Source organism: Anaerovibrio sp. JC8, from assembly GCF_002100115.1.
In the GTDB taxonomy this organism is placed as follows: domain Bacteria; phylum Bacillota; class Negativicutes; order Selenomonadales; family Selenomonadaceae; genus Anaerovibrio.
Map to the genome: position 1 here is coordinate 1 of NZ_ANBM01000008.1, position 15,627 is coordinate 15,627.

The window sequence follows — 15,627 nt, forward strand, 5'->3', positions numbered from 1 at the left end:
CGAAGTCACTGTAATGTCAAGCACTTTTTGATATTTTCTTTTTGCTGCCCGCTGCTTGGCTATCCAAAGCACTGTCAGCGACAACATCGATAATATTACTATTTTCAGAGCATCTTGTCAACTCTTTTTTACCCAATTATTAATATTTGGGTTAAATTTGCTGCCGGTTAGGTGTACTGTAGAGTTCATCAATTCCACTGTCATTCCCTCATTGTAAGCAGTGACAATGCTTACGGCCGTGTTATCCTGACGGATACGCCACATATTTTTCAATGGCATCCCCAGAGCATGGCAAAGAAGGGTTCTTATAACACCGCCATGAGCCACTATAACTATAGTTTTATCCGGATTTTCCTTTATAAGAGACTCCATTTTCGCCGCTGCCCGTTGCTGAACCTGGACAAAGCCCTCCCCCTCCGGACAGATTAATTCATCGGGACGGGTAAATAAAAGGTCGTGCTCCTTGGGCCAGGATGCGTGAATTTCATCATAGGTCAGTCCTTCCCATTTGCCAAAGCTAATCTCACAAAACTCCTGGCAGGATGTAACTGGTAAATTTAATGGTGCAGCAATGGCCTCCGCTGTTTCCATGGCACGAACCAGCGGGCTGGAAAAAACAGCATCCACACCTTCCACCGGAAAGCTTTCTCCCAGCAGCTTTGCCTGCTCCTTGCCCACCTCGCTTAAATCAATATCAGCCTGCCCCTGGTATTTTCCCAGCTTATTCCATACTGTCTGGCCGTGTCGCACCAAAACAATCTTTGTCATAGACTCACCATTTTACCTTTCTGCCAACAGGCTTTTTATAGCTTCCACCAGCTTTTGGTTTTCTTCCATCAGCCGAACCGCAACCCGCACATGATATTGGTCCATCCCCGGATAATTGCAGCAATCCCTCACCAGTATCCCCTTTTCCCGCATGGCCTGCACAAATTCGCTGCTGGTCATGCCACAGGCTTCTACGCTGAGCAGAATAAAGTTCACCGATGGAGCATATACCTTCAGCCCATCAATAGCCGACAATGCATTATATAGATAATTTATACATCCCGTAATAATCTGCCGGGAGTCCATCTGATAGGTTTTATCCTTCAAGGCCGCCACGCCTGCCATCTGGGCCAGCAGATTCACATTCCACGGGTCCTTGGACAGCTCCATTTTCTGCACCAGCTCCGCATTTGCCACCCCAAAGCCCAAACGCAGCCCCGGAACAGCAAAGAATTTGGTCATGGAACGGAGCACCAGCAGATTAGGATAATCCTTTATCATATCCAATACAGTATATTCCTTGTCCGTGGCAAGAAAATCCAAAAAGGATTCATCCACCATAATATCCGTGCCTGCTTCCTTCGCCTTGGAAAGGATTTTCAGCAAATCTCTACGTAAAATCAATTCTCCCGTTGGATTATTGGGATTGCCCAAAATTACTGCGTCCACATCAGGCAATCGCTCCAGCAGCCGGGCCTTGTCCAGAACGAAGCCCTGCTCCTTATCCATATAGAGCATTTCTATCTGGCAGCCGGCCGCCTTGGCTCCCCGTTCATATTCACTGAAGGATGGTACCGGGATTAGCACCCTGCGGGGCTGACGGGTATGAAAATAAATGTACATCAGCTCCACTGCACCATTACCCAAAATGATGTTATCCGGTTCTACGCCATAATGCACTGAAATAGCCTGCTTCAATAACGTACCCGTTGGATCAGGGTAGTGAACCAGGCTCTCCATGTTATCTATTATTGAGTTTTTAATACTGTCTGATAATCCCAGTGGATTAATATTAGCGCTGAAGTCCAGCCATTCATCATTGCGGACCCCAGCGCTATACACATTACCACCATGTTCAAAAGGCTTCATGCTTTAAAAAACACCCTTAAATCATCTCTGTCTGATAATACAGCCGCCTGAAATCAGACGCTCTGTTTCAAAATATTCCATGTGCGGGAACTTTGCCTCAATCTCCTTGGAAATGTCCAAAACCTTGCGCATGGACTCGTCAGGCTTAAAGAGAATCCCCATCATGGTGCCGCTATGGGCCACATTGACTCCAAGAGCCCCCTTGCACTTGGCAAATTCAATAATCTCCTCCAGCTGTGGCTTTTCCACCACCTTCTGGTTGGCACGGGCACTCAGTGTAGCCACCCGGGCAATATTTTCCGGTGAAAAGTCCTTGCTGAGAGAATCCACTGCATCCAGCAATTCAGCCGGGCTGTTTTCATTACCATGATTTTCTGAATAATCCGAGTGGAACTCAACGGTATTGATTTCCCCACCAGTATCAAACATGGCAATTATCATCTTTGGAACCGGTTCATAGGACTCAATGAGCTTGCCAGTCATGTAATCCATCTGCACTACACCTGGATAGAACACGCCATCAGTTGGCTCAATCCCGGCGGCCAGTGTTGCAACCTCCTCTGGATCCAGCTCATCATCAATAGCCGTAGCCACTGCCTGAATTACCGCCACAATATCTGCGGTGCTGGCGGCCATCCCCTTGCCGGTAGGAAGCTGTGATTCCAGGGCCAGGCCCAATGGAAAATCCGTGAACCCCATGTATCCCACCGTGTTTTTCAGCGCTGCACGAGCTTTCTTCCCCAGACCCGTTTTTGCAGAGGTTCTTTCTGTTACTAATGCTCTAGAATATAGACCTATTGGGCAGGTAACCATAAATGGCTGACCATCTCTCCAACCCTGGGCAATCTCGCCGCAGGACCCAGGCACTAATACTTCTAACAACATATATATCTCCCCCTCTTAAAAAGGTATTTTACATGTGAATGCAATTAAAACCAGCAACTCGCACAGGGTGCATACAGCACCATAAACGTCACCGGTGACTCCCCCTAATTTTTTAGTCACATAATTGCAGAAACATGCTGTAAACAAAAGTGATACCAGGACTGCTATCAGTGCCTTTACTCCCCATGGCAGCACCAATGCCAGTCCATATATGAAAACAAGTATAAAGGTTTTCTTACTACTATATTCGCTAAAGGCCTTTCCCATTCCTTCTTTTCTTGCATAAGGATATAGAGATATGGCCATTACCATCATCATTCTGGAAATAATCGGCATAACGAACATGGCTGCCGGCAAATCCACCTCCGGCACATCTGCCAGGGCAGAATACTGAAACATCACCAGCAGAACGAAGGCCACAACGCCAAAGGCACCTACCCGGCTGTCCTTCATTATTTCCAGCATGCGTTCTCTCTCCCGGCCGGAAAAGATGCCATCCACTGTATCCATAAAGCCATCACAGTGGATACCACCAGTAAGAATAATGGGCAATGCCACCATGACAGCCAGCAGCAGATGATGGGGCAAAACCACTCCCACCTGTGGAAGCAGATATGTGGCCCCCCAGGCCACCAGTCCGTATATAGCTCCCAACACTGCTCCAACCAATGGAAAGTAACGGACGCTTTTGCCAAAATCCTCTTCGGTCCAAACGGTCTGCGTCACTACTTGAATTCGGGTCAAAAACTGCAGCCCGATTAAAAATTGCTGCATTTACAGCACTCCCATACTACAAATCACAAAAATTATATGACAAATTATCAAAAATAAAATTGTATCCGTATACATCATACGAATTGTCTTCATAATGTGTTCAAGGTCAATCTCCTCAATGGGGTCACCCATATATTCCCGGAAATGCACCTTGCCAAAATATGAATTATAGCCACCCAGCCTTATATGCAGGGCTCCGGCCACTGTTGCCTCAGCCCAGCCACCATTGGGACTTGGATGCTTGGCCGCATCTCTACGTAAAATCTTCCAGGCCTTTTTGCCGTCAAATCCCAGTATAAAGGCAGAAGCCACAAACAAGATACCAGTAATTCTGGCAGGAATATATCCCAAAATGTCATCCGCCCTGGCCGCCACCCGGCCAAAATACAGATATCTGTCGTTCTTGTAGCCTACCATGGAGTCCATGGTATTAACTGCACGATACAGAAAAGCCAGCGGCACGCCGCCCAAGGCAAAGTAAAACAGGGGGGCAATAATGCCATCCACGGTATTTTCCGCTATGGTTTCAATGGTTGCCCGGGAAACCTCACCAGGAGTCAGCTCCTCCGTGTCACGGCCTACTATCCAGCCCACCTTATATCTGGCCTGTTCCAGATCCTCGGCCTGCAGATAGCCATAAAGCTCCTTGCCGGCCGCTGCCAGACTTTTGGGTGAAATGGTAAAGCTAAGAAAAAAAGCTTCTATAATGGTTACAACGTAAGTATTATCTATTTTTTCTACTAAATTCATTATACCATTTACCACTGCAAAGGTGAATAGTAAAACCAAAACAACCAGAAAGCCGCCCAGTATTAATTTTTTTCTGTCACTGTCCTCTTTACCATAGAGCATTCCTTCAATGCCGGCTATGAGGTTGCCAATAAGCACCACGGGATGCAGCTTGCTCCTTGGATCTCCCACCACAGCGTCAATAAAGAAGGCCAATATTCCTGTTATCATTAATCCTGCTCACCCATAATTTCTCTCAGCTTGTCCATATCCAAATGCTGTTCCACAATATCCGCCAGCCGTTCATAGCTCTGCTGCTTTTCTGCCATGACATTTCTGGTATTGGCCAAAGGCTCAAGGCCCTTGGTGAGACGAACTGCATTTAAAATACTTCTTCGGAATTCATCGTTATCAAATACACCATGAATATAGGTGCCAAATACATTCTCCTGGGCACAGGCCGTGCCCTCCACAGTATCACAGGCCTTACGGCTCCGCTCCTTGATGACAAACGGATGGCTGTCTGCTTCTCGGGTAAAATCAGTCTGACCCATGTGAATCTCATAGCCCAGCAAATCCCTTGCACTGATGGACTGCTTCATAAACTTCAAGCCGTTGCAGTCCGCCTTCACCTGGCTGGTAAGCTTCTTTTCCGCAAACAATGTAGTCATGCCCAGAAGGCCAAGACCCTCGACCTCATCATTGTCCGACTCCGTATGATGTGGGTCCATAATCCTTTCGCCCAGCATCTGATACCCGCCACAAATACCAATAACCGCCTTGCCAGCCGCTGCATGCTTCTTAATCAGCCCGCCAATGCCGGATTTCTCAAGATAAAGCATATCCTCGGTGGTATTTTTACTGCCGGGCAGTATCACTATATCAGGAGTGCCAAAATCTGCTGCATTCTGCACATAGTAAAGGGACACATCCCCCTCGCCGGAAAGGGCATCAAAATCCGTAAAATTGGAAATCTTTGGTGTCTGGATAACGGCAATTTTTATATCCCCGTCCACAGGAGCTGCCTGCTTATCCTGAAGGGACACGGAATCCTCGTCATCAATGCCCATCCTTTCAATATGAGGCACCACCCCCAGCACCGGTTTGCCGGTCTTTTCCTCCAAAAACTCTATGGCTGGAGTCAGAAGGGTAACATCACCACGGAATTTATTAATAACCAGGCCTTTTACCAAAGCTCTTTCTTCCTCGTCCAAAAGCTCCAGTGTGCCTACAAGGGAAGCCAATGCACCGCCCCGATCAATGTCCGCAATAAGGAGAACAGGAGCATTCAAATACTTGGCCACCCGCATATTCACGATATCATTGGCCTTTAAGTTAATCTCCGCCGGACTGCCGGCACCTTCAATAACAATGGTATCAAAATCCCGGTCCAACCGTCCCAGGGCTTCCTTTACCGCCCCAAAGGCTTTCAGTGAATAGCCCTGATGATACTCCCGGGCGGACATATTGCCCACCGGCTTGCCCATAATCACCACCTGGGAGCAGGAATTGCCCGTAGGCTTTAAGAGAACCGGGTTCATGTCCACCATAGGCTCCAAACCGGCAGCCTCCGCCTGGGCCACCTGGGCCCGGCCCATTTCGTCCCCATCCCGGGTAACATAAGAATTAAGGGCCATATTCTGGGCCTTGAAAGGCACTACCATCTGGCCCTGTCTATAGAAAATACGGCAAAGAGCCGTGGTCAGTATACTCTTCCCCACATGGGATGAGGTCCCCATGCACATAATCTTTTTTGCCATCAGATTTTTTCCTCCAGCTTCTTGATATCCACCGGTATTCCGGACACCACAAGATAGACCTTTTCTGCCGCCTCGGCCAGCATCTGGTTGGCCAGCCCCGCCAAATCACGGTATTCACGGGCCAAACGGTTATTGGGCACAATGCCGGAGCCCACCTCGTTGGTCACCATTACAACCGTGGCATCGGAGTTCAAAATAGAATCTATCAGCTGCTGCAACGCTTTGGTTACATGCTGGTAATTTCCGTCAAAATCGTCCAGATCCGCCAGTGTACTCATTACATTGCTGATGTATATGGTAACGCAGTCAAAGAGAAACATATCGTAATTCTTCCCCTGCTCCTCAAGGACCTTGTATGCATCAAAAGGAGCCTCAAAGGTTTTCCATTCCGCCGGGCGCCGCTCCTGATGGAGCTTGACCCGATATTCCATTTCTTCGTCACAAACCTGGGAGGTGGCAATATAGCCTATATTCCTGCCATGCTTGGCCACAAACCGCTCCGCAAAGGAGCTTTTGCCGCTGCGGGCACCCCCGGTTACCAAGATTATCTTCCCCATTACTATTCCTTACTTATCTTCAAATTATATTCACGGCACCTTGCCACAAAGCTGGCCACCGCCTCAGGACATCCGGCAAAATGCAAATGCAGGTAAGACCCCAGCACATTGCCCTTGCTGTATCCGCCCAAATACTGGGCCCCATTACGGGAACGGGTAAATAAAAAGGCCCGCTGGGCATCCGTTTTGCCCCCATCTTCATCCTCCGTGGAAAAATGGAATTCGTGGCCTTTAATAACCGTGCCCTGTTTGCCAAGAATACTGTCCCCCTGCAGCTGGGCTGATACATAGCCCACCATCTGCAGCTTCTTATTCATCTTCACCCGACATGGCAAAATATCGCACATTGGAAATACCTTGCCATCAAAGTCCTCCATGGCTTTGCTGAGGAACATAAAACCGCCGCACTCAGCATAAACAGGCATTCCTTTGGCCGCTGCCTCCCTTATGTCTGCTATCAGCTCCTTATTGTTGCTGAGCTGCTCCGCAAACATTTCCGGAAAGCCGCCACCGAAAATAAGGCCATCCACCTGAGGCAGACTGCTATCATTCAAAGGGCTGAACTCCACTATCTCCGCCCCCTTTTCCTCTAAAATCCGAATGCTTTCGGGATAATAAAAGGAAAAGGCTTCGTCCCGGGCGATACCAATACGCACCCTTGAAAGGTCCCCATCATCTGCTTGATGCTCCGGAACCTGCATTGGTGGTGCCTGGCGGCCAATATTGATAACAGCCTCCACATCAATTTGTGATGCCATGGCCTCACCCATGCGGTCAATGATTTCCTGCTCCTGATTTTCCTCCACCGGCAGCAGCCCCAAATGACGCTCCGGCATAATCAGCTCATCGTTGCGACGAACCGCGCCCAATACGGGTATGTCCAATTGCTCCAGGGCCTCACGAATAATCCTTTCATGATTATCAGACCCCAGACGGTTGAGAATTACTCCCGCCAGCTTTACATCCTTGTCATACATCTTAAAGCCAAGGGCCAACGCCGCCGCGGAAGCCCCCATGGATTTGCAGTCAATAACCAGAACCACCGGAGCTTCCAGCAGCCTGGCTATCTCCGCCGTGGAGCTTATGCCCTTGCTGCCGCCGTCATAAAGGCCCATAACCCCTTCAATAACAGCCAGCTCCGACCGGGCCGCCGACAAGGCAAAGACCTCCTTCATGGTTTCCTTGGGCATAAGCCAAGAATCCAGATTATGGGATGGCTGACCGCTGGCCAGCCGATGATAGCCCGGATCTATATAGTCGGGACCAACCTTGTAGGGCTGGACCTTCAGTCCCTTTTGCTTCAGTGCCGCCAAAAGGCCCGTAACTATAGTCGTCTTCCCGGAACCGCTTTTGGTGGCCGCAATTACAACTCTTGGAATGTTACATTCCATCTATAACGCCCCTTACATTCAAACCCGCTCATTATCAATAATATACATAATGGCATTAATAACGGAAGCCGCAATAGGGCTGCCCCCCTTGGTTCCCTCTACGGTTACATAAGGAACAAGGGTATTCTTGGCCAAGGCCTCCTTAGAATCAGCCGCCCCAACAAAGCCCACGGGGATACCCACAATCAGGGCCGGGCGCAGGCCTTCCTCCTCTACCATGCGCAGTACCTCAAACAATGCTGTTGGCGCATTTCCCACAGCGATAATAGAGCCCTCCAGATCCTTGCCAAAGCTCTGCATGGCCGCCATGGACCGGGTAATTCCCTTCTCCTTGGCTATCCTGGCAATCTCCGAATCCGCCACCCGACAGAACACCTCACCACCAAAGGTGGCCAGCTTCCGCTTGTTTATGCCGGTGCGGACCATTTCCACATCTGTATAAATATTGCATCCGGACAAAATAGCCTTTTTGCCGGACTCAATGGCATTTGGATGCAGCCTGATTATTGGTGCATACTCCACATCCCCCGCCGCATGAATCATGCGGGAATAAACCTTGGTTTCCTCCTCGTTAAGATTCAGCCCGGCCAAATGGGGTGCAATGATTTCCATGCTCTTATTTTCTATTTCCATAGGTTTCTTAATAAAATCCATTCCAAAACCTCCTATAAGCTAATCATTAATGCCTCTAAGTTATACTGAAATACATAGGTTAATTATATCGCAGTTATTCAAAAAATCCAAGGAACACCGCCATTCTCGGTACTTTCCTTTTAAAAAATCCCAAAACAATGAAGAACAACTCCTGAACCATGAGTAAAACCACTAAAATAGGGACTGCAATGCAGTCCCTTATTTTTATTTCTTCAATTGTGCTTCCAGGAAATCCAAAACCCCATCAAAGCTGTCTGTTACATTGCTGTACTGGATTTTTGGCCGGTCGATGATGACCAGTGGCAGACCCAGCTCCTTTACGGCGTCGAACTTGGTATCTGCTCCACCCAGACTGCCGCTGTTTTTGGTTACCACCACATCAGCGTTGTACTTAATAAACAGTTCCTTGTTCAGTTCCTTGGAAAACGGCCCCTGCATGGCAATGATGTTATCAGGGGTAAAACCCAGCTCCCGGGCTTCCTTTACCACCCCGGACTCCGGCAGTATGCGGCATACTATGCGGGCATCACCCAGAGCCTCGGACTTGGCAAATATAGGCAGACTGCGGCTGCCGGTGGTCAAAAACACATTTTTGCCCAGCTCCCCGGCCTTCACGGCTGCTTCCTCGTAGCCATTAACGTAATACGCCTTATCATAGTCCAGGTGACTCATAGCCCGCTCATAGCGAATATAAGGCACCCCAGCCTGCTCACAGGCCTTCATGGCATTGGTGGAAATATTGGCAGCATAAGGATGGCTGGCATCCACGAAGCATTTTACGTCATTTTCACGGAAATACTCCACAAAACCAGCCTCATCCAGAGGCCTGTCATTAACCTTAATTCCCTTATAGGACTGCAAAAGCTCCTGACCATACTGGCTCACCACGGAGGCCACTACCTCATAGCCTCTGGACAGGATATATCCCGCCAGCTCCCGGCCATCCTGGGTCCCTGCCGCAACAAAAATCATACCTTATAACCTCTTGGCGTTACCATGTAACCGTCCTTTACATAAGTGTGACTGTTACCAATGATGACAATGGAGAACATGCCGATTTCTTCCTCAGTGAAATGGGCCAGATCAGAAATCACACAATCCTCCTGCTCACGGCTGGCACTGGTTACAATACCAACCGGGGTCTTTGGATCACGGCACTTCAGGAGAATCTCTTGAACCACATCAATATAATCAGGACGGGCCTTGCTCTTTGGATTATAAAGGGCAATAACAAAATCCCCTTCTCCTGCCAGCTTAACCCGCTTTTGGATTAAATCCCAAGGGGTCATCCAGTCGCTGAGGCTGATTACGGCAAAATCATGCATCAGAGGGGCACCCAAAATGGAGGCTGCTGCATTTACTGCAGAAACTCCGGCAATGGTGCCACCATATTCCGGACGCTTGTCCTCCGGGCACTGAAGCACCAGCTCCAATACCAGGCCGGCCATGCCATATACCCCGGCATCACCACTGGATACCACAATGGTATCCTTGCCGGAAGCCGCAGACTCCACTGCCATCTTGCAGCGGTCCACCTCCTGCATCATGCCGGTGCCGATTACTTCCTTGCCCTCCAGCATTGGCTTGATCAAATCAATATATGTGGTGTAACCAGCTACTACCTCAGCTGCCTCTATGGCCTTTCTGGCTCTTGGAGTCATATCATCCATACTGCCAGGACCAATTCCGATTACTGTTATTTTTCCCATATTAACGCCACCGTCACTTTCTCATACTTAGTTTTCAAAAGGGCCTCTACTCCGTGGTTGACACAGCAAAATGCCGCCGCTTCGGCCACATTTCCCACGCCAATGGCCTTCCTCACAAATTCCGACTCTGCCAAATTGTAGTATTCTATCTGTTCCTTCAGCTTGCTGTTATCCCAAAAAGTAATTTTCTTGTTCAATTCCTTGGCAATATCCAAAAGCCCCTTCTCATCAGCCTTGAAGGTAGTGCTGGCCAGCTCGTCTATACGGTCTATGCTCCACCCGATTCTCTTGCAAGATTCCTCCAGGGCTCCGCGGATTAAATCCGCCCCCACACCCCTGCGACAGCCAACGCCGGCTATCAGGCGTCTTGGTCTAAGGTACAGCACCCACTCATTAACAGGATATTGCTCTGCGGAAACAATTACCTTGTATTTCCCGCTTTCAACAGCTCTTTTGGTAATTTCCCCGTCGTTACATACCGTAACCTCAATGCCATTTTCCTTCATCTTTTCCAGATACTCATCAAGACACGGTATATTTTCATCTATCAGATATTCCGGCTGCACTTCACCAAGCACTGCATTATTGAGGTGAAGGATATTCTTCTTTGGATATGGCACCAGTCCCAGGCGTGACGCCAGCAGGTCCGGGGCCAGCTTGTTGTTCACATCTGTTGCCGTGGTAATAACAGGATTGCTGTGTAGAATTTCAGCCAACTCCAAGGTGAGCTCATTTGCCCCGCCCATGTGTCCGGATAGCAGGCTAATAATATTCTTGGCCTGTTCATCCATTACCACCACAGCCGGGTCTGTCAGCTTGCTGTTCAAAAACGGCGCAATGGTACGCACCACTATGCCTGCAGCCATAATAAAAATCAACGCCCCATATCTGGAAAATTCTTCCTTTACGGCATCTGACAACCGGCTGTAGGAAATAGCCTCAGACTGTTCCCCTAAACCTTCATGGACGTAAATATCCACAGAATCCTTTATATTTTTCTTAATGCGCCCGGCAACATTCAATCCGTTTTCCGATGAAGTAAAGATGGCATATCTCATACGCTCGCTTCCCTAAATCCGTGACTGAACTCAGGGGCATAAAGCCTTGAGAGCTCATAATCACTGCCCAAAACATGACTTACAACTATCATGGAGGTGCGGTCCACACCCTTGCCCTCGATTTCCTTGCAAATGGTCTCCAAGGTGCCACGGAAAATTCGCTGCTCAGGCCAGCTGGCTCTCTGAACAATAGCAATAGGTGTATTCGGCTCATAGCCGCCCTCAATAAGCTCCTTAACGACATCCTCAAGCATGGAAATACTCAGGAAGATACACATGGTAGCCTTGTGAGCTGCCAGAGAGCGCAACTTCTCCCGATCCGGCACTGGAGTCCGTCCCTCATTACGGGTAATAATAACCGTCTGGGTTACCCCTGGCAATGTATATTCCTGCTTCAAGGCAGCCGCCGTGGCCAAAAAGCTGCTGACGCCAGGAATAACCTGGAATTCAATGCCCTTCTTACTAAGGGCATCCATCTGCTCCTGAATGGCACCATAAATGGCCGGGTCACCAGTATGGAGACGTACCACCTTCTTGTCAGCGGCCACAGATTTTTCAATAACCTCCAGCACCTCAGGCAGGGACATGGATGCGGAATTATGAATCTCACATCCCTCTTTTGCATATCCCAACAATGCCTCCGGAACCAGAGAACCGGCGTAAATAATTACATCGGCCTCCTCCAGTAAACGTCTTCCCTTTACAGTAATCAGCTCCGGGTCCCCAGGACCTGCTCCAACAATGCTAACAATTGCCATTATTTACCTCCCTGCTTTACGCACGTAACTATATAAATCGGATTATTGGCCTTGGCCATGTCATAAGGACCCACCTGCTCCAGCAGATTCACCTGCACCTGAATGGCCTCATAGGAATAATCCTCACGTTTCCTCATATATTCCAGACACTTGGCAATGGTCTGTATTGTAATACAGTTTATAACTATTCTGCCCCCATTGACCAGTTTCTTGTCTATCTCGTCAAGGATGATGGGCAAATTCTTCCCGCTGCCGCCAATAATAGCAGCATCCAGCTGTGGCAGCTCATCCATCCCCTCAGGAGCATAAGCCTCAATAACCTTCAGATTGTATACGCCAAACTTTTCAGCATTCTTCTTAATAAGCTCTATGCCCTCGGGGTTGCGTTCAATGGCATACACCATACCGTCCTTGGCTTGGATGGCCGCTTCAATGGAAATGGAGCCGGTACCGGCCCCCACATCACATATTACGCTGTCCGGCTTAATACCAGCCTTGGCAACAGTCAGTACCCTGATTTCCTGCTTGGTCATGGGCACCTTGCCCCGAATAAATTCCTCATCTGGAATTCCCAATGGAATCATTTTGCTTTCACCACCAATACACAGCTTAAAAACGTCTTTTTCAAGTCTTCTGCTTCGCCCAATGTAGTTTTTATAATCAATTCATCCTCATAGGAAAGGCGGCTGCAAATCCCCAGCATGGTATCTGCCGGCCATCCCAGTGACAACAGTAATGCCGGAATGGTCTTGGAATTGTTTTTCCCGTCTGTCAGGAAGCCAATAGTCCGGCCAGGCTTATAACGGAGTTTTTCCTTTGCCACCGTGCGTCCGTGCATACTCATTAATTCCGCATTATGCCAAGGCAGGCCCAGCTTGCAAAAAGCCACCTGCATGGCACTCAAGCCGGGAATTACCTCTATCTGGCTGTCCTCAAAGCTGCGCTTTACTGCATCCAGCAGAGAATAATATCCAGGGTCGCCGGAAACCATTACCACCACATCGTGGTATTGCAGCTCACGGGCAATAAAATCCATTACTGATGAGATATCAGCCCGAATGACACACTGTTTCTGCCCCTTTTCCTGGCCGTACTGCTCTATGGCCCTGCTGCCACCTACCAGCACCTTGGCTTCAGTAATAGTCTTAAGGGCTGCCGGTATCATATAATCTGCACTTCCGGGGCCAATGCCCACAACAATTATCTTATGTTCCATCCAAAATCTCCGCCAATCTTTTTTGCCATATCATCCATGCCCAACAGCTTGCCCTTCAAGGTAACCATAACGGTGCCCACCTGCATTTTTTCAAATACATAACGCTGGGCCCTCAGGCTTGCTCTGGCCGCAATGGTATCGTAAACAGCTTCCAGCTTGTAGCGTTCAATAACCGGCAATGCTTCCTCCGTAGTTACAGCAGACAGAATTTCCTGAACCCCCTCCGGAGGCATTCCTGCCGCCGCGCTATAGGCTGCCATGGTTTCCATGCGCCCGTCTCCCATACGGTTATGGGTATGAAATACCCCGGCCGCCACCTTGGCCAGCTTGCCAATATGCCCAAAGAGCAGAACCCGCTCCACTCCCATATCAGCCGCTTTTTCCAGCATATGACCAATAAAGTTGCTGGTTTGGGCCATGGCCTCCACAGGAAGTCCCCACTCACCGGCAATACGCTCGCCGATTTTCCCCGGCACAAAAATCTGGGTTTTGTAGCCGGCCGCCAGTGCTACGCTTATCTGGGGCACCAGAGAATCCTTAAAGGCCTCCTCCGACATAGGCCGCAGAACCCCTGTGGTTCCAATGATGGATATACCACCCACTACTCCCAGAACTGAGTTAAGGGTTTTCTTGGCCAGCTCCTCGCCTCCCGGCACATCCACTCTGACCTGACAGCCCGGAATGGTGCCGAAAACCTCCTGCAGTGACTGGCGAATAAGCTGCCTTGGCCCCGGATTAATGGAAGGCTCTCCCGGCGGCACTGCCAAGCCCGGCTTGGTAATGGTGCCTACCCCTTCCCCGGCCACCAGCTCAATCCCTTCGTGGGACTTATCCATGGTGAGGGTGGTCAAAATGGACACGCCATTGGTAATATCCGGGTCATCCCCGGAATCCTTGACGATTTCCACCCGAATGCCATCCCCAACAGGCTCAACAGCCTTAACTGGTATATGCAGTTTTGTTCCATCAAGGGCGTTTATTTCCACATAATCCGCACTGCTGCCCTGCATAAACAGAGCCGCCGCCTTCACCCCGGCCGCCACACAGGCCCCGGTGGTATACCCGCCCCTAAGCTCCTTGGCCATTTTTTCTCCTTAATAACACGATAACTTACAGTTATATTTTATTATAACGCAATTATTCAAATTTTCCCATTTAATATGGGAAAATATACCTCTTAGCGTTTTGCCAATGCCACTAGCTTCGCGTCGCGACGAGTTGTAACGAGTCATAACGCAATACGGTGCAAAGAAAAAGGACTGCTTTCGCAGTCCTGACGTAAAAACTAAAATTATCATAGTGCCAGTCTAAATTATGAAGTTAGACAATCAATGGCCAACATATTACCACTTATATTATTTCCCTTCAAACAATGCCTTGGCGAAGTCCTCGGCCACGAACGGACGAAGGTCGTCTACGCCCTCGCCGACACCAATCCATTTTACTGGCATGGACAGCTCTGCCTTGATGCCGATTACCACGCCGCCCTTGGCGGTGCCATCCAGCTTGGTGAGAACCACGCCGGAAATTGGTGCAGCCTCAGTAAAGAGCTTGGCCTGGCTGATGGCATTCTGGCCGGTGGTGGCATCCAGCACCAGCAGGGTCTCATGAGGTGCATCAGGAATCTCCCGCTGAATAACCCGATTGATTTTCTTCAGCTCCTCCATAAGGTTGGACTTGGTCTGCAGACGGCCGGCAGTATCAATGAGGAGCACATCCACATTTCTGGCCACTGCGGCCTTTACTGCATCAAAGGCCACCGCTGCCGGGTCGGAGTTTTCCTCATGGCGGATGACCTTGGCATCAGTACGCTGACCCCAGATCTCCAGCTGGTCGATAGCCGCTGCCCTAAAGGTATCGGCCGCTGCCAGCATAACACTCTTGCCCTGCTGCTTATAATAATTACTGAGCTTGCCAATAGTGGTAGTCTTGCCTACACCATTGACGCCGATTACCAGAATAACCGTCGGACCGCTCTGGGCCATGCGGGTCTCATCAGAATCCTTGGTCAAAAGCTCGGAGATTTTTCCGGCCAAGAATGGCTTCAAATCCTCCGGAGTGTTGATTTCCTTCTTCTTGATGCCCTTGCGGACTTCTCCCATGAGATGCTCAGTGGTATTGACACCCACATCTGCCATGATAAGGATTTCCTCCAGATCATCCAGCAAATCATCATCAATATCTGCATAGCCGATAACCAGCTTTTCAATCTTCTCCGTAATAGTTTCCCGGGTCTTGGTCAGGCCCTTCTTTAATTTATCAAAAAATCCCATTTCAAA

At 49.2% G+C, this 15,627-nt stretch carries 17 protein-coding genes; all 17 read right to left on the minus strand.

Features of this window, described 5'->3' with window-relative positions; genetic code table 11:
- Nucleotides 1-117: 117 nt before the first annotated feature.
- Nucleotides 118-768, minus strand: a complete 651-nt coding sequence (gene cobC / locus D081_RS08560) for an alpha-ribazole phosphatase (protein WP_085023783.1) — start codon at nucleotides 766-768, stop codon at nucleotides 118-120.
- Nucleotides 769-780: 12 nt separating this feature from the next.
- The gene (gene cobD / locus D081_RS08565) at nucleotides 781-1,857 is read right to left on the minus strand and encodes a threonine-phosphate decarboxylase CobD (RefSeq protein ID WP_085023784.1); all 1,077 of its coding nucleotides are present in this window, start codon (nucleotides 1,855-1,857) and stop codon (nucleotides 781-783) included.
- A 21-nt stretch (nucleotides 1,858-1,878) separates the two neighbouring features.
- Complete coding sequence (locus tag D081_RS08570; RefSeq protein ID WP_085023785.1) at nucleotides 1,879-2,742, minus strand: hypothetical protein; 864 nt, start codon at nucleotides 2,740-2,742, stop codon at nucleotides 1,879-1,881.
- Between the two features lie 15 nt (nucleotides 2,743-2,757).
- Nucleotides 2,758-3,516 carry an adenosylcobinamide-GDP ribazoletransferase gene (gene cobS / locus D081_RS08575; protein WP_085023786.1) on the minus strand — a complete coding sequence of 253 codons (759 nt, stop codon included), beginning with the start codon at nucleotides 3,514-3,516 and terminating at the stop codon, nucleotides 2,758-2,760.
- Nucleotides 3,517-4,476 (minus strand): adenosylcobinamide-phosphate synthase CbiB, encoded by a 960-nt coding sequence (cbiB, locus tag D081_RS08580; RefSeq protein WP_085023787.1) that lies wholly within the window; start codon nucleotides 4,474-4,476, stop codon nucleotides 3,517-3,519.
- Nucleotides 4,476-6,005: a cobyric acid synthase gene (locus D081_RS08585; protein WP_085023788.1), complete on the minus strand. Its 1,530-nt coding sequence runs from the start codon at nucleotides 6,003-6,005 to the stop codon at nucleotides 4,476-4,478. Before D081_RS08585 ends, cbiB begins: the two co-directional genes overlap by 1 nt.
- Nucleotides 6,005-6,562, minus strand: a complete 558-nt coding sequence (gene cobU, locus D081_RS08590) for a bifunctional adenosylcobinamide kinase/adenosylcobinamide-phosphate guanylyltransferase (RefSeq protein WP_085023789.1) — start codon at nucleotides 6,560-6,562, stop codon at nucleotides 6,005-6,007. Before cobU ends, D081_RS08585 begins: the two co-directional genes overlap by 1 nt.
- A 2-nt stretch (nucleotides 6,563-6,564) precedes the next feature.
- A complete protein-coding gene (locus D081_RS08595) occupies nucleotides 6,565-7,953 on the minus strand; it encodes a cobyrinate a,c-diamide synthase (RefSeq protein ID WP_085023790.1) in 1,389 nt (462 codons plus the stop codon).
- Nucleotides 7,954-7,971: 18 nt separating this feature from the next.
- Nucleotides 7,972-8,607, minus strand: coding sequence for a precorrin-8X methylmutase (locus D081_RS08600; protein WP_085023791.1), 636 nt, complete (start codon nucleotides 8,605-8,607; stop codon nucleotides 7,972-7,974).
- A 204-nt stretch (nucleotides 8,608-8,811) separates the two neighbouring features.
- Nucleotides 8,812-9,579, minus strand: coding sequence for a precorrin-6A reductase (cobK, locus tag D081_RS08605; protein WP_085023792.1), 768 nt, complete (start codon nucleotides 9,577-9,579; stop codon nucleotides 8,812-8,814).
- Nucleotides 9,576-10,316: a precorrin-3B C(17)-methyltransferase gene (cobJ, locus tag D081_RS08610; protein WP_085023793.1), complete on the minus strand. Its 741-nt coding sequence runs from the start codon at nucleotides 10,314-10,316 to the stop codon at nucleotides 9,576-9,578. The genes cobK and cobJ overlap by 4 nt, the downstream gene beginning before the upstream one ends.
- Nucleotides 10,304-11,374: a cobalt-precorrin 5A hydrolase gene (locus D081_RS08615; RefSeq protein ID WP_085023794.1), complete on the minus strand. Its 1,071-nt coding sequence runs from the start codon at nucleotides 11,372-11,374 to the stop codon at nucleotides 10,304-10,306. Before D081_RS08615 ends, cobJ begins: the two co-directional genes overlap by 13 nt.
- Nucleotides 11,371-12,126: a precorrin-4 C(11)-methyltransferase gene (gene cobM, locus D081_RS08620; protein ID WP_085023923.1), complete on the minus strand. Its 756-nt coding sequence runs from the start codon at nucleotides 12,124-12,126 to the stop codon at nucleotides 11,371-11,373. Before cobM ends, D081_RS08615 begins: the two co-directional genes overlap by 4 nt.
- A 5-nt stretch (nucleotides 12,127-12,131) precedes the next feature.
- Nucleotides 12,132-12,713 (minus strand): precorrin-6Y C5,15-methyltransferase (decarboxylating) subunit CbiT, encoded by a 582-nt coding sequence (gene cbiT / locus D081_RS08625; RefSeq protein ID WP_085023924.1) that lies wholly within the window; start codon nucleotides 12,711-12,713, stop codon nucleotides 12,132-12,134.
- Nucleotides 12,713-13,348: a precorrin-6y C5,15-methyltransferase (decarboxylating) subunit CbiE gene (gene cbiE, locus D081_RS08630; protein ID WP_085023795.1), complete on the minus strand. Its 636-nt coding sequence runs from the start codon at nucleotides 13,346-13,348 to the stop codon at nucleotides 12,713-12,715. Before cbiE ends, cbiT begins: the two co-directional genes overlap by 1 nt.
- On the minus strand, nucleotides 13,333-14,433 hold the full coding sequence (cbiD, locus tag D081_RS08635; RefSeq protein ID WP_085023796.1) for a cobalt-precorrin-5B (C(1))-methyltransferase CbiD: 1,101 nt from the start codon (nucleotides 14,431-14,433) through the stop codon (nucleotides 13,333-13,335). The genes cbiE and cbiD overlap by 16 nt, the downstream gene beginning before the upstream one ends.
- 270 nt (nucleotides 14,434-14,703) lie before the next feature.
- Nucleotides 14,704-15,621, minus strand: coding sequence for a signal recognition particle-docking protein FtsY (ftsY, locus tag D081_RS08640; protein ID WP_085023797.1), 918 nt, complete (start codon nucleotides 15,619-15,621; stop codon nucleotides 14,704-14,706).
- Nucleotides 15,622-15,627 lie beyond the last annotated feature (6 nt).

Bases quoted from the DNA above. Each gene is read 5' to 3' on its own strand.
- cobC (WP_085023783.1), bottom strand. From the start codon at position 768: ATGACAAAGATTGTTTTGGTGCGACACGGCCAGACAGTATGGAATAAG.
- cobD (WP_085023784.1), bottom strand. From the start codon at position 1,857: ATGAAGCCTTTTGAACATGGTGGTAATGTGTATAGCGCTGGGGTCCGC.
- D081_RS08570 (WP_085023785.1), bottom strand. From the start codon at position 2,742: ATGTTGTTAGAAGTATTAGTGCCTGGGTCCTGCGGCGAGATTGCCCAG.
- cobS (WP_085023786.1), bottom strand. From the start codon at position 3,516: ATGCAGCAATTTTTAATCGGGCTGCAGTTTTTGACCCGAATTCAAGTA.
- cbiB (WP_085023787.1), bottom strand. From the start codon at position 4,476: ATGATAACAGGAATATTGGCCTTCTTTATTGACGCTGTGGTGGGAGAT.
- D081_RS08585 (WP_085023788.1), bottom strand. From the start codon at position 6,005: ATGGCAAAAAAGATTATGTGCATGGGGACCTCATCCCATGTGGGGAAG.
- cobU (WP_085023789.1), bottom strand. From the start codon at position 6,562: ATGGGGAAGATAATCTTGGTAACCGGGGGTGCCCGCAGCGGCAAAAGC.
- D081_RS08595 (WP_085023790.1), bottom strand. From the start codon at position 7,953: ATGGAATGTAACATTCCAAGAGTTGTAATTGCGGCCACCAAAAGCGGT.
- D081_RS08600 (WP_085023791.1), bottom strand. From the start codon at position 8,607: ATGGATTTTATTAAGAAACCTATGGAAATAGAAAATAAGAGCATGGAA.
- cobK (WP_085023792.1), bottom strand. From the start codon at position 9,579: ATGATTTTTGTTGCGGCAGGGACCCAGGATGGCCGGGAGCTGGCGGGA.
- cobJ (WP_085023793.1), bottom strand. From the start codon at position 10,316: ATGGGAAAAATAACAGTAATCGGAATTGGTCCTGGCAGTATGGATGAT.
- D081_RS08615 (WP_085023794.1), bottom strand. From the start codon at position 11,374: ATGAGATATGCCATCTTTACTTCATCGGAAAACGGATTGAATGTTGCC.
- cbiE (WP_085023795.1), bottom strand. From the start codon at position 13,348: ATGGAACATAAGATAATTGTTGTGGGCATTGGCCCCGGAAGTGCAGAT.
- cbiD (WP_085023796.1), bottom strand. From the start codon at position 14,433: ATGGCCAAGGAGCTTAGGGGCGGGTATACCACCGGGGCCTGTGTGGCG.
- ftsY (WP_085023797.1), bottom strand. From the start codon at position 15,621: ATGGGATTTTTTGATAAATTAAAGAAGGGCCTGACCAAGACCCGGGAA.